Origin of the sequence: Gracilibacillus phocaeensis (assembly GCF_900626275.1) — a bacterium.
Lineage (GTDB): Bacteria > Bacillota > Bacilli > Bacillales > Amphibacillaceae > Gracilibacillus > Gracilibacillus timonensis.
Genome location: NZ_LR131145.1, coordinates 975443 through 988950, shown reverse-complemented (window position 1 = coordinate 988950; position 13508 = coordinate 975443). Strand labels below are relative to the sequence as shown.

10 protein-coding genes and 1 pseudogene are annotated in these 13508 nt (G+C 39.6%); 9 read left to right on the top strand and 2 right to left on the bottom strand.

Annotation, left to right across the window (positions count from 1 at the left end; translation table 11 throughout):
• Positions 1-43 precede the first annotated feature (43 nt).
• Both cstB and E0E32_RS20675 read right to left on the bottom strand, forming a co-directional pair.
• Positions 44-1369: a persulfide dioxygenase-sulfurtransferase CstB gene (cstB, locus tag E0E32_RS20680; protein ID WP_066189633.1), complete on the bottom strand. Its 1326-nt coding sequence runs from the start codon at positions 1367-1369 to the stop codon at positions 44-46.
• A 15-nt stretch (positions 1370-1384) separates the two neighbouring features.
• Entirely contained in the window at positions 1385-2440 is a 1056-nt protein-coding gene (locus E0E32_RS20675; RefSeq protein WP_066189635.1) for a DsrE/DsrF/DrsH-like family protein, read from the bottom strand.
• Positions 2441-2574: 134 nt separating this feature from the next.
• Here E0E32_RS20675 and cstR point away from each other — a divergent pair, with 134 nt between their 5' ends.
• From cstR to E0E32_RS20630, 9 genes and pseudogenes are all read left to right on the top strand, one after another.
• A complete protein-coding gene (cstR, locus tag E0E32_RS20670; protein WP_066189638.1) occupies positions 2575-2835 on the top strand; it encodes a persulfide-sensing transcriptional repressor CstR in 261 nt (86 codons plus the stop codon).
• 496 nt (positions 2836-3331) lie between these two features.
• Positions 3332-4432 (top strand): GGDEF domain-containing protein, encoded by a 1101-nt coding sequence (locus E0E32_RS20665; RefSeq protein WP_130860707.1) that lies wholly within the window; start codon positions 3332-3334, stop codon positions 4430-4432.
• Between the two features lie 170 nt (positions 4433-4602).
• On the top strand, positions 4603-6345 hold the full coding sequence (locus tag E0E32_RS20660) for a sensor histidine kinase (RefSeq protein WP_165445115.1): 1743 nt from the start codon (positions 4603-4605) through the stop codon (positions 6343-6345).
• Positions 6342-7844, top strand: coding sequence for a response regulator (locus tag E0E32_RS20655; RefSeq protein WP_130860705.1), 1503 nt, complete (start codon positions 6342-6344; stop codon positions 7842-7844). The genes E0E32_RS20660 and E0E32_RS20655 overlap by 4 nt, the downstream gene beginning before the upstream one ends.
• A gap of 222 nt (positions 7845-8066) precedes the next feature.
• A complete protein-coding gene (locus tag E0E32_RS20650; protein WP_130860704.1) occupies positions 8067-9368 on the top strand; it encodes an extracellular solute-binding protein in 1302 nt (433 codons plus the stop codon).
• 72 nt (positions 9369-9440) lie between these two features.
• Positions 9441-10331 carry a carbohydrate ABC transporter permease gene (locus E0E32_RS20645; RefSeq protein ID WP_130860703.1) on the top strand — a complete coding sequence of 297 codons (891 nt, stop codon included), beginning with the start codon at positions 9441-9443 and terminating at the stop codon, positions 10329-10331.
• Positions 10332-11201 carry a carbohydrate ABC transporter permease gene (locus E0E32_RS20640; RefSeq protein ID WP_066189652.1) on the top strand — a complete coding sequence of 290 codons (870 nt, stop codon included), beginning with the start codon at positions 10332-10334 and terminating at the stop codon, positions 11199-11201.
• Between the two features lie 21 nt (positions 11202-11222).
• Entirely contained in the window at positions 11223-11834 is a 612-nt protein-coding gene (locus E0E32_RS20635) for a DUF624 domain-containing protein (protein WP_066189655.1), read from the top strand.
• 207 nt (positions 11835-12041) lie between these two features.
• A pseudogene (locus E0E32_RS20630) lies at positions 12042-13259 on the top strand (dicarboxylate/amino acid:cation symporter).
• Positions 13260-13508 lie beyond the last annotated feature (249 nt).

The window sequence follows — 13508 nt, the reverse complement described above, 5'->3', positions numbered from 1 at the left end:
AGGGGTTATGGTGGTCTGGAAGTTTACCACGAATGGACTATACTTAAATCCCTTGATATCCTTCCTTTACATGTACAATATGTTCAAACCCTTTTCGTTCTAAGAGGCCTACTGCGATCGAACTTCTTACACCCGATTGGCAATGTACATAAATCGGCTCCTGTTTATCAAAAGGTACGGGCTGATTTAATAATTGTCCATGTGGCAGGTGATGTGCTTGTGGCAAGTGTCCATCTGCCCATTCTGTTTCATTGCGGACATCTAACACATTCCCTTCGTCACCAGTGATGTCACGACTGTGTACATGTTGGGTGATGACTTCATCTTTGGGTGGTAGGTAGCCCTTGACTTGATCAAATCCGATCAATTGTAATACATGTGCAGCTTCTTGCACCTGCCAACTTTCACCGATAAGAACAGCCGGTTGATCATAATCGAGATACCAACCGATTTGATTAATAAAGTTTTTATCAAATGGAATATTGATACTGCCGCGTAGATGGCCGCCGTGATAAGCGGTACGTGAGCGAATATCGAACATTAACTCCTTGCGATCATCTACTTGCAAGGGGTATACCTGATATGGCTGGAAAAGGCGATGCCCATTTTGATTAAGCTCCTTCATATTGGCAAAGTGATGGGGTGGTGCTGGTTGATCTGCTGTTAATTCTTCGATAAAGGATTGCTCATCACGTTCTTGGAGGGCCCAGTTGGTTTGTTTCTCATATCCTAATGTAGACATAGGAACAGCACCTAATGATTTCCCACACGGGCTTCCTGCCCCATGACCAGGCCAGATTTGCAGGTGATTTGGCAATGCCTTCACGCGTTGAATAGATTGGAACATCTGCTTGGCACCAATTTCTGTAGAACCGGCGATTTGGACAGATTTTTCTAATAAGTCAGGGCGACCAATCGATCCGACAAATAGAAAGTCTCCTGTAAATATCCCCATTGGTACATCTGCTCCGCCTCCAACATCCGTTAAAACAAAACTGATACTCTCCGGGGTATGACCTGGTGTATGCCACACTTGCAGTTCAACATTGCCTACTTTAATGATATCACCGTCCTTTACACGCGTCGCGGGTCCTGGTAAATGGTTATAACTTAATGCTTGATCGCCTTCTCCAGAGATAAACATGTGCGCTCCCAGTTGATGGGACACATCACGAAGTCCTGAGGCAAAATCGGCATGAATATGTGTCTCGGTGACATGGGTAATCCGCAATCCTTCTTGCTCCGCAACCTCTATATAAGGTGTGACATTCCTAATGGGGTCAATAATAATCGCCTCACCTGTTCGTTGACAACCAACTAAATAAGACATCTGTGATAAATATTGATCATAGAATTGTTTAAAAAACATCATTAGCTCCCCTTTTTAAATAAATAAGTGGTGATCCGCGTGCTGTGTGTGCCCTATATAAGTACCTACTCCACCTAATTGTATCTCTGGACGTAATTCTTCTTGCGTGATGCCCATTACATCCATGCTCATCGTGCAGGCGATTAATGTAACATCTTGTTCAATCGCTTGATCGATTAGGGCAGGTAGGCTATCGACATTTTTCTTTCTCATCATAGCTTGCATCATTTTATTTCCGATACCAAGCATATTGAGCTTAGAGATCGGCATGTGTGCAGGTGTTTTTGGTAAAAATTTATCAAACCATTTGGCCATGCCTGTTTTTCTTACTTGTGATTTTTTTCGTTTCTTCAAAGCATTAAGCCCCCAGAAGGTGAAAAAGATTGATACATCCTTCCCGGCTGCCCTGGCTCCATTGGCAATTATCATCGCGGCTAAGGCCTTATCCAAGTCCCCGCTAAACAGTACAATCGTCGTTCCGTTTTTGGAAATCTGTGGATCCTGAGGTTTCCCCTCATTTTTTTGGATAACGGCGGTGACCTGGGTTTCGTCATGTTGCAGATCTACTAATGCGTGTCCCGTTTGCTGTGCCCAGCTTTGAACATCGCTGGCGAAACCGACATCGGTGACGGTCACCTCTAGTTGTTCGCCTATGTTAAGCAGTTGTATTTCCCGGTTGACATTTACAATCGGTCCGGGGCACTGCATGCCGCTATAATTAAGTTTTTTTCGCTGGGATTGAACGGACGATTTCTCGTTTACCTGTTTGTGATCGTCGGCGCTAAAAGAGCTATAACCTCCATCCAAGTTGACGACATCGAGACCTTGATCGGCTAAAAATTCTCCGGCCTGCTTACTGCGGTTTCCTGACTTACAGTAGATGTAGTATGATTTTGGCTCAGTCGGGTGTGTTTGTTCGATGGTGGATAAAGGAACAGAAATGGCTCCTTTGATATGGCCAAGTCGATATTCTTCCTCCTCGCGTACATCAAGCAATTGGTTATTTGCCCCTAAGCATTCTAAGTCTTCTTTACTAAAATCCTGAATCGGAATGGTTTTTAACTTCATTATATCCTCCTTCTAAAATACCTATAGGGGTATATTAATATAAAGAAATCATTTTGTCAAATACCCCATTAGGTATTTGACGTGGTTGCAGAAATCCAGTATATTTGCTTTACAGAATAAAAAAGGAGAATGTAGCAATGGAGTATAATCAAAAAATGATTAATCGTATCAAACGTGTACAGGGGCAATTGAATGGTGTAATCAAAATGATGGAAGAAGAACAAGATTGCAAAGAAGTAGTTACCCAGCTAAGCGCCTCGAAGGGATCCTTGCAGCGGCTGATGGGTGTGATTATAAGTGAGAATTTGGTTGAATGTGTGAGAGAAGCGGATCAAGAAGGAGCTTCTTCCCAAGAAATGATCAACGAGGCGATCGAATTGTTGGTGAAGAGTAAGTAAGGATGAGCGTATGATTGATGTGAAAATACTTGGAAGATCATTGTCTAATATACGAAAAGATGAATAAAATATTGGAAACAGGGGCAATGTTTTGAGAGAGGATAGTTCAGTCTTTTAAGTTGAGCACCTCTTTTTTTTTATAACAACCTGTGTTTTCTGCTATATGAGATAAAGAGATTTTGGTGAAGCGAAATTAAACGTAAAAATAAAAAATTCTTTACTATGGTTTTTTTTTGATTTCAATAACCAATATTCCATGAAGTTTTCCCCTAACAGTCCGGTTAATTGATATGCTCGTAGGAGTTTTTATGTAGGTTAGAAAAGGAAGAATTGGTGGATAGCTATGTGCAAGTACGGTGATGGAAAACTGCTAGAAATTCCGTATTTCACCTGCGAATTTTGCTAAAAGTAGGTTACAATAGGGGAGGAGATTGTTCATTTCAACCTGCTGATAGCAATCTGACTCTAGGATAGAAAAAGAAAGGAGGAGGACTTAATGTTGGCGGTGATTAGTGATTTTTTCATTAACCTATGTATCATTATTGCCCTCCTTTTTATCTACTTACAAATCAGGTGGAAATTGAACTGGCAAGACAAGCCTTACTTTCAATTGAGTATTATAGATGGGGCTGTTGGTGGTTTGATGGGGTTTATCTTAATGAATTTTTCCATTGAGGTGTTAGGCGATACCTTAGTGGATTTACGTTTTATACCAGTACTGTTGGTAGTGATGTTTATCGGTCCTTATCCCGCTGTTATTAGTACGATACTAATTATCTTAGGAAGGTTTACACTAGGGATGACTACTTCCTCTGTTGCCTCGCTTATCTTAATGATAGCCTTAGTAACAGGATTTATTCTGATCAATCGATGGTACGAACCAAACCAGCAATCTTATAAAAAAGCGCTGCTGATGATTTTGTATTCTAATCTAATATTTACGATTATCATGTCTGCGCTCATTCAAGATGGGATGCTTTTAGCTCAGTTTATGCCTGTCTATTGGATAGTGTCTTTTATTTGTGGTTGGACAGCCATTTTCTTCATGAAGTATATTCAACAAACGCAATACCTGTTAATGAAATATGAACAAGAATCGGCAACGGATTTTCTGACTGGATTAAATAATGTACGTCAATTTGATGCGCTTTGGAATAGACTAGCAAGTCATGCTCGAGAGAATGGCGAACAATTATCGCTGTTGGTCTTGGATGTGGATTATTTTAAGCAGGTGAATGATACCTATGGTCATGCAGCGGGAAACTATATTTTGACAGAACTAGGTGTGATTTTTAAAAATGCGACACGTTCACTGGATGTAGTTTCTCGCAATGGAGGTGAGGAGTTTTCGATTATTTTGCCGAATTGTCCACATCAACAGGCTTTAGCAACGGCCGAGCTTATACGCAGTAATGTTGAATCTCATTCTTTTGCTATATCCTCCGCTTTTTCCATTAAGATCACCATTTCTATTGGGGTTGCCACCTATCCAGATACCGTAAATGATCCGGTGCGTATTGTCCGTATGGCAGATGAGTGTCTCTATCAAGCAAAGCATCTGGGGAGAAATAGGGTTTGTGATCGAGTGGAAAGCTGAAGGCAGACTGTTGTCAATGGGGACGTTACAGATGGTATTTTATACGACTCGGGTTTTGAGCTCAGAAAATGGAGTAACGGTCATTAAGAAATATGGTAAACTATGTGACAGGATGTAAACTTGTTAGAAAGCAGGCGATAGCATGGCTCTACAAAAAGGATTTATATAGTATGAAAAAATGGTTTCATCGTTCTTTAAAAAATCAACTCACTGTCTTTATCTTAGTAGTAGTATTAATCCCAGTCGGATTACTTGGCCTATTTTCCTATTTTATGACAGTACAAGTCTCAAAAGAGCGTGCAGTTGTCTCTGGTCAAGGTTCCATTAATCAACTAGAAGATACGATGACATTTATAATTGATGATATTGAGAATATATCCGTATTTTTGATTGGTCACCAAGCCGTTCAGGATTATTTGAGCCACGAAGGTGATTTGTATGCGGAACGAAGGGAAATATCTGGTTTTCTTTCAAATCTCGCTTTTTCTAAACGCTACATAGAAAACATTGTCATTACTCCTATCAATAATAATGAGCGCATCGCTACATCCATAACAACAACAGAGCCGGAGTTGGATAAGGAGGATATGGCAGAGGGAAATTGGTGGTCAGTGAAAGAAAGAAACGATACGTTAGATGGAAAAAGGGATATGATTACCTTGATTCGCCCGGTAAGAAGCACACATAATTTTCGATTGTTAGGTTACCTCACGATAAGTCTTAGCCAAGAAGTCCTTACCGAGTATTTAAATTCGATTGATCTGGAGTGGAATGGCTCGGTATTAATTATGAATGAAGAGAAGGTATTGGCAGCAAATAAACAAGAGGCAACTGCGGATTTAGACGTTAGGACACTGAGCGAACAAGTACAAAAATGGACTAATAAAGATAGCTTTATCTATGAATCAGCTAAACAAAAGGCAACTGTATTCACTAGGAATTTGCCAGAAGTCAACTGGAGTTTGGTGCAGGTCATTCCATTTCAGGAGTATAGTTCACAGAACCGTTATGTCTTGTGGTTAACTATTTATGCCGTCATTTTGGCTGTGATATTAATTACCAGTTTGGTTATTTTTTTCATCGCAAAGGTATTTAAACCTTTAACTTCTTTAAAAGATTCTATTCAAAAATCAACACCAGGCGAGAAAATGAAAGCGGTTATTTCTAATGAGGATAATGAAATTGGTGATTTAATTACTAGTTATAATGACCTGAATGCGAGAATTGCGATGCTAATGGATGAAGTGAGGAAGAATGAGTCGTTGAAGCGAACGGTTGATATGCAAGCGTTGCAATCGCAAATCAATCCACATTTTCTATATAATACATTGGCATCTGTGCATTGGATTGCTTTGAGCACCAAATCAAATGATATTGCAAAGGTCGTTTCCCATTTAAGCAGTTTTTTACGGTTTAGTTTAAATAAAGGAAATGAGTATTGCACGGTGGAGCAAGAGGTAGGAAACCTTGTTCATTATTTAGAAATATTAAAAATACGTTATCCGAATAGCTTTCAACTCCATTTAGACATTCCGGAAGAAGTAAAACAATATGCCATGCTAAAATTAGTATTACAGCCCTTAATTGAAAATAGTATCACACACGGATTTTTTTCTGTTGATGATTATGATGGTAATATTGAACTGGCCATTAGGAAAGAGGGAAGCAATTTATTTTTTGTGGTGAGGGACAATGGAACGGGGATATCAACGGAATCATTAGATCAAATAAAACAGCAATTTAAAGAGGATCAGGAGACCGAAGTCGTTGTTGGGAAAAATTATGGGTTGCGAAATGTCAATTTACGGTTAATCTTACATTATGGTATCAGATCGGGCCTGCAAATTGATAGTAAGCAGCAAGGGGGAACGGTAGTTTATTTTTCTATTCCTATACAAGGGGTGAGAGAATGAAGGTATTAATTGCAGATGATGAAGTGATTATCAGAGAGGGCATGTCTAACGTCATTCCTTGGGATGACTATGGTTTTCGTTTATTACCTCCCGCTTCTTCTGCAGAGGAAGTGATCCAGCAATTAGAGGAGGGCGTGATTCCAGATATTTTGATCACAGACATTCGGATGAAGGGAATGACAGGACTAGAATTAGTCTCGTATATTACTAAACAGCATTATCCGGTCGAGTCTATTCTGTTGACCGGTTATGATGATTTTGAATATACCCAAGAGGCTATCCGACAAAGTGTCTGTGATTACTTATTAAAAACGAGCTCCCCTGATGAGATCATTGCGGCTGTTAACCGTGCCAAGTCTAGACTGGAAAGAGTAAGGGAATACGATCAGTTAAAAGAGTCAGAGGGAGAGCGTATGGTTATTGAATTATTGAAAGAGGCGATCTCTAATCGATCCACGACTTGGGATTATCGTTCGTTCGTTGAAGCAATGCCATTTTTAGAAAATCCTCCCTATCAACTTCTGATGGTAGATGTGGATGAAGACCCTCATCAACTTCAAGCCAGCGAGAAATTATGGAATAGTTATATCGAGGGCAAATGGTTTATCTATTATAATCAAATATTGATATTGGTGAGACGAAAAGAGTATCTCAAAGATGATTATCTTTTGCAAATTGCTTCCCGAAAAATACATGAGATCTATCACAAACCAATGATGATGAGCACGGTAGTTAGTTCTTTAAATCAATTGCCAGCATTATATCAGCAATTACTTTCTTTTTTGCCCTATCAAAGGATCCTGCTAAACGATCGAATGATTACCGAGAAGAATATTACAAATAGGCATGGTATTCCTTATACAGAGCGGATGGTGATACATAAAGAAGAACTCCTTCACTGTTTGAAAGAGGGGGATGAAGAAAAGCTTCGACAATGGATTGAGGATTTTGTGGGTTGGTTAATGAATCATCCCGAGGCAACACCAGAATCTATTCAATTCTACGTTCAACATTTATATATTGAAAGCATCCGTTCTATGAATCAATTCGTCGAGGAAAAACAGCCGGAAAAGTACGAATCGATTCCACCGTTCCAACAGTGGTTCCAACAACCAAAGCAAGAATTGTTTGTACGATTATCTATGATTATGTCCAACTTTAGGTCGGATTACCATAAACGGACTGACTATGTAGAATATGCGATGTCTTATATGGAGAACCATTTAGGAGAGCCGCTCTCATTAAGAGAAGTTGCTGAGACTATCCCAGTGCACCCAAACTATCTTAGTGAAGTGATCCGTAAGAAGACAGGCAAAGCCTATATGGAGCTTTTAACAGAATTACGTATTCACAAGGCGGCAGAATATTTGCAGTATACATCCATTAGTGTAAAAGAAATTACAGAATTAGTAGGATATAAGGATAGTAAATATTTCACAAAGATATTCAAACGCTTTTATCAAATGACACCAACTCGTTATCGGAGCAAGATTCAGTAGTATAAATACAATGCTGTGTTTAATCATGCCCGGACCCTTCCATGTTCGGGCATTTATAATTGCTACCCGTGTGATTCCTTTTCTGTGTCTTTGTGTACTGATAAACATATGCAGAAAATAATATCTGTGATTTGTCACCCCTCACCTGTTAAATCCCTACCTTATTAAAATGTAAGCGCTATTATAAACTAGATGTAAGCAAAGAAAAAGGAGTGGTTCATAATGAAAAGGATGCTTTTATGGTTTGTTATGCTTTTACTAATCTTGGCAGGATGTGGAGAATCAGATGAAGAAAGCGGTGGTAATAACACTGATTCTGATAATGTAACCTTATCGATTTGGCATAACTTTGCTGGCGATGATTTGCGGGCAAAATCGGTGCGAGAAATGATTGCTCAATTTGAAGAGGATAACCCTAACGTAGCGATTGATGAACAGGCTATTCCAGTGGACGGTTATCGCCAGCGAATAAGTACAGTTGCAGCTGCTGATGAATTACCAGATATTTTTTTAACGTATGCTGGTAGTTTTACGGATGAATTTCAGGAGAATGATTTAATCCAGCCGATTGATTCTTTATTTGAGGAGAATCCGGAATGGCGTGATGGTTTCTTGGCTGGTGCTTTAGATCCGTATGACTATGATGGAGAACTGTACTCGGCACCAGTTGCTATGTCAGCTACCTCGTTCTTATATTATAATCGTGATTTGTTTGAAGAGCACGATATAGAGGTTCCACAAACATGGGAAGAACTTATCTCCACCATTGATTATTTTAATGAAAAGGATATTACCCCAATTGCTATGGGGAATAAAGCACCTTGGGTGGCACAATCTACGACATTAGGTGCGATTGCTGATCGGGTGACAGGAACGGATTGGTTTATGAACGCTGTTAATCAAGATGGAGCCAGTTTTACGGATCCTGAATTCATTGAGGCATTAGGATACTTTGAGGAACTTGTTGCACATAATGCCTATTCAGATGGAGCTAATAGTATGGATAATACACAGGCAGAGCAGCAATTTGTGCAGGGCAATGCAGCGATGATGATTAATGGATCATGGACAATTAGCAGTTTGGCAGCGTCTGCTGCGGAGGAAGATTTAGAAAATATCGGCATTGCCACAGTACCTGAAATCGAAGGGGGATCTGGTTCTGGTAACACGATTACTGGTGGGCCAGGTGGCGGTTTTCTGCTAAATAGTAAGACAGAAGGGGAAGCGAAAGAAATAGCACTAGATCTTATCTATACGTTGAGTAATGAAGAGGCACAAAAAACAATTGCGGAAAGTGACTCCATGGTTATGTATAATTTGGAACTTGATCGGGAAGTAGTAAATCCTTTGTTTTATGAGGCATTTAATTTGATTCAAGAGGTAGAATTTGCACCAGTTTATGATCTTTATATGACGTCGGCGGGTGCTGAGGCAGTAAATAATGGCTTGCAGGAAATTATGTTAGGTGGCGATGTGGAGTCCATTGCGGAGAACATTCAGCAGGCAGAAGCGGGAAATCAGTAATGAAAGAATTCCAACAGTGGACGGTTTCCGCTGTTGGATAGTAATTGCCTCGTAAGGAAAGGAAGGGATCGTATGCAATCAAAAGTAAAATTAACGGGTTTATTGACCATAACACTACTCCCGGCCCTTTTCATTTATAGTTTCTTTGTCATTATTCCAATTTTCTGGTCGTCTTACTACGGCTTTTTTGAATGGACAGGGTTAGGCGATACTACTTTTATTGGTTTGCAGAATTATTTGGAGGTTATTCAAAGCCCTATCTTCTGGAAAGCCTTTAAGAATAATTTGATTATTGTTGCTGCCTCTGTGCTTGGTCAAGTGCCAATAGCATTAGGACTGGCCTTGTTACTAAGAAAAAGCAATATGTTTCAACGCTTTGTTCGTTCTGCCGTTTTCTTACCTATGGTCATTTCCACGGTAGTAGTAGGATTGATTTGGGGTTATATCTTTGATCCAGAGTTGGGAGTAGTTAACACAGTACTTCGAACAATTGGATTGGAGTCTTGGACAAGGGCTTGGCTGTCTGACCCATCCGTAAATATGTATGCCGTTTCGGTTCCGATTATCTGGAACTATATTGGCCCCTACTTAATCATTTTTATAGCGGCGATTCAAAATATTCCTGGAGAAATTGAAGAGGCGGCCATTCTTGATGGGGCATTAGGCTGGCGTAAATTAGTGTATATTATTTTGCCAAACATGTGGGGAACGATCAAGGTGGTCATTGTCCTTTGTATCTCTGGGAGTTTGAAGGCCTTTGATCAAGTCTTTGTCATGACCGGTGGTGGACCGGCGCAGTCTACTGAAATTTTAGCCACTTACATGTACAATAACACCTTTCTTGTGTATCGTTATGGTTTTGGTTCCGCTATATCTACGATGATAATTATTTTGAGCATGATTTTGATTGTCATCAGCCAGATATTCATGCGCAGAAAAGATGAGGCAGGAGGAGGTATCTAGATGAGTACAGAAGTTTATCAAAAGAAGGCTTCGTCTAGTGTTTTCATTAAAGAATCCTTGTTTAAAATTCTGAAGTTTGGGTTCTTAACTGTTTTTTCGTTACTGATGATTTATCCATTGTATTGGTTGATCACTAGCTCAGTAAAGACAAACGAGGAATTTTTTTCTCAACCATATTCTTTTCCTACCAAAATAGAATGGGAGAATTTTCAACGGGCCTGGGAAGTAGCTGGGCTTGGTCAAGCAATGATTAATTCGGTAATAGTGACCATTGCAGGAACTATATTAACAGTGTTTCTTGGTGCTTTAACGGCATATGTATTGTCCCGGTATTCATTTAAGTTCAAAGGTTTTTTGATGGTATTCTTTTTATTGGGGATGTTAATTCCAGTGCATAGCACATTAGTGCCTTTGTTTACGATGATGAACGAGGTAGGCTTGCTGGACACATATTGGGCACTCATTCTGCCCTATACAGCTTTTGAGCTTCCAGTTGCCATCTTTTTAACAATGGCTTATATGGGCACGATTCCCAAAGAATTAGAAGAAGCTGCGGTTATAGATGGCAGTGGCTATTGGGGAATATTTTTTCGGGTAATGCTGCCTTTAAGTGTACCTGCCATGTCTACTGTTGCAATCCTGGCATTTCTGCGCTATTGGAATGAATTTGTTTTCGCATTGGTATTTATTAATGACAGTTCACTTAAAACGTTGCCATTAAGTCTGGCGATTTTTTCGGATGGGTTTAGTACGGATTATGCCCTGACCATGGCTGCTATGACGATTGCGGTTGTTCCGACAATAGTGATGTATCTTATTTTTCAGGAGCAGATTATGAAAGGGATGGTAGATGGATCGGTCAAGGGATAATAAAGAAAGGAAAGGTGACAAATGGATACGTTTCTGTCTAAATACGCAATTGTTATTCAAACGATTTATTGGTTTGCTTATTTACAAATGCTATGGCTGATTTTTTCTTTGGCAGGGTTGGTTGTATTTGGTGTGTTTCCTGCTACATATGCGCTACTGAGTGTATGGAAACAGGAATCGCTCACTTCTAAACAGACCTTTCAAATCTTCCGTGAGGTTTTTCGTCGTTCCTTCTTTGTAATGAATGGAGCGGGCATTCTATATGGTGTGATGGCGGGTTTGATTAGTATGAATTTGCTTTTTATAGAAGCTGTTTATATAAGGTTGCTTGTCTTGGCTTTCCTTGGCTTGATTTTCTTGAGTATCGTTCATTTTTTGCAATACTTTGAACGTGATAAGCCACTTATCCATCAAGTGAAGCGTGCTTTTTTACTTCTATGGATGCTTCCGAAAAGCAACGTAGGACATATGGGCGTGTTGGTAGGTATGTTGCTATTAGTTGCATTTATGCCTGGACTTGCTCTTTTCTTTGGGATGAGTGCAGCTATGTTTTTGGTTAATAAAATTGGATATTCTAAAGAAAGTGAGCAGTTGCAGCATAAATTGAAGACACACCAGCTTTCTGCTACTTAGTAGTGGGAAACGGAATGATCCATTTAGACATTTCCTTATCTGTCGAATCTATATAAGTTAGCGATCTCACTTTCGCAAGCAATCCTGTTGACTCTTCATTCCTCACCTTGTATGTTAGAAGAGATTAATCATAGTATTTTTGTATGAATTAAAGTGTTAAATGAGCAATCTATTAGGACATACGATACAGTGGAGGAGGAACGATTCATGAAGCGGATTTGGCAAGGCTATATCGTTGCACCACTTATTTTAAAAATATCGATTGCCCTCATTTTAGGTGTTGGTGTTGGTTTGATTTTTGGAGAGGATGCAGCAGTATTAGCGCCATTTGGTGATCTTTTGCTTCGTTTACTCACCTTTCTCATCATCCCGCTCATTTTATTCACACTAATCGTTGGGGTGAATTAAACAAATATTGGGAATTTAGGACGAATGGGCGGAAAGGTATTTCTCTATTATCTGCTTACTTCTGCTGTAGCCATCGCTGTTGGAATTGCAGTTGCTAGTATTTTTTCTCCAGGGACAGGGATGACGCTGGATACAGATCAGGAATTCGAAGTGCCAGACAATCCTGGTATTACAAGTGTTCTGTTAAATATTGTGCCAGAAAATATTGTAACTGCCTTTAGCGAACTAAATCTTTTGGGAATCATTTTCACCGCGCTTGTTTTCGGGATCGCAATCGCTGCTCTGAGATCTTCTGAAAGCCATAAGGAGCTTGGAGAATCTGTTTATCAAGTCATAGATGGATTAAACGAAGCAACCTTAAAGATTATGAAGGTTATATTGCAATATATCCCGGTTGGTATATTTGCTATCATTGCAGAAACGGTTGGTGATCAAGGTGCAGATACATTGCTAGAATTAGGAAGTATGGTTGTCGTTCTCTATATTGCATTAATCGTTCAGGTCGGATTTTATATGATGTTCATGTTTCTAACAAAAGTACCACTGAAAACATTTTTTACCCATGCGCGTACGCCGATGATTACCGCTTTTGTTACACAAAGTAGTTCGGGATCTCTCCCCTTGACATTAAATGCAGCTAGAGACATGGGACTTTCCAAAAGTCTTTATGGATTTAGTCTTCCATTGGGTGCAACGATAAACATGGATGGAGCTGCCATGCGTATTGCCGTATCCGCCGTATTTGCCGCCAATATTATTGGTGATCCGTTGAGCTATATAGAAATGCTGCAGGTCGTATTGATCGGAACATTAGCCTCGATCGGAACAGCTGGTATTCCAGGTGCAGGTATTGTGATGATTGCTACCGTATTTGTGCAGGTAGGTCTGCCCATGGAAGCAGTTGCCCTGCTTACCGCAGTAGACGCCCTGATTGGAATGGGGTGTACAGCGCTGAATGTCACTGGTGACTTGGTCGGTACATCTATTATTGACAAATCAGAAAAGAAGCGGAAATGAAGTAGTGGTTAAACGATGGTATATCGTTTGCAATAAATGGTTACACGACAAAGTAATCACCTTCCAATAAAAAATATTCACGAAATAAGAAAAAGCTATAAATAACCTAACCTTCTAATAGCCTAAGGAATAGATATTGATCCATAGGAGGTTAGGTTATTTTCTTTTTGCATGTCTTTTTATTAATGATTATCGTTAATTGTTTATTGAATAATATAAAATAAACCGTTATTATCAAAATAATCAACA

Bases quoted from the DNA above. Each gene is read 5' to 3' on its own strand.
- cstB (WP_066189633.1), bottom strand. From the start codon at position 1,369: ATGTTTTTTAAACAATTCTATGATCAATATTTATCACAGATGTCTTAT.
- cstR (WP_066189638.1), top strand. From the start codon at position 2,575: ATGGAGTATAATCAAAAAATGATTAATCGTATCAAACGTGTACAGGGG.
- E0E32_RS20665 (WP_130860707.1), top strand. From the start codon at position 3,332: ATGTTGGCGGTGATTAGTGATTTTTTCATTAACCTATGTATCATTATT.
- E0E32_RS20660 (WP_165445115.1), top strand. From the start codon at position 4,603: ATGAAAAAATGGTTTCATCGTTCTTTAAAAAATCAACTCACTGTCTTT.
- E0E32_RS20655 (WP_130860705.1), top strand. From the start codon at position 6,342: ATGAAGGTATTAATTGCAGATGATGAAGTGATTATCAGAGAGGGCATG.
- E0E32_RS20650 (WP_130860704.1), top strand. From the start codon at position 8,067: ATGAAAAGGATGCTTTTATGGTTTGTTATGCTTTTACTAATCTTGGCA.
- E0E32_RS20645 (WP_130860703.1), top strand. From the start codon at position 9,441: ATGCAATCAAAAGTAAAATTAACGGGTTTATTGACCATAACACTACTC.
- E0E32_RS20640 (WP_066189652.1), top strand. From the start codon at position 10,332: ATGAGTACAGAAGTTTATCAAAAGAAGGCTTCGTCTAGTGTTTTCATT.
- E0E32_RS20635 (WP_066189655.1), top strand. From the start codon at position 11,223: ATGGATACGTTTCTGTCTAAATACGCAATTGTTATTCAAACGATTTAT.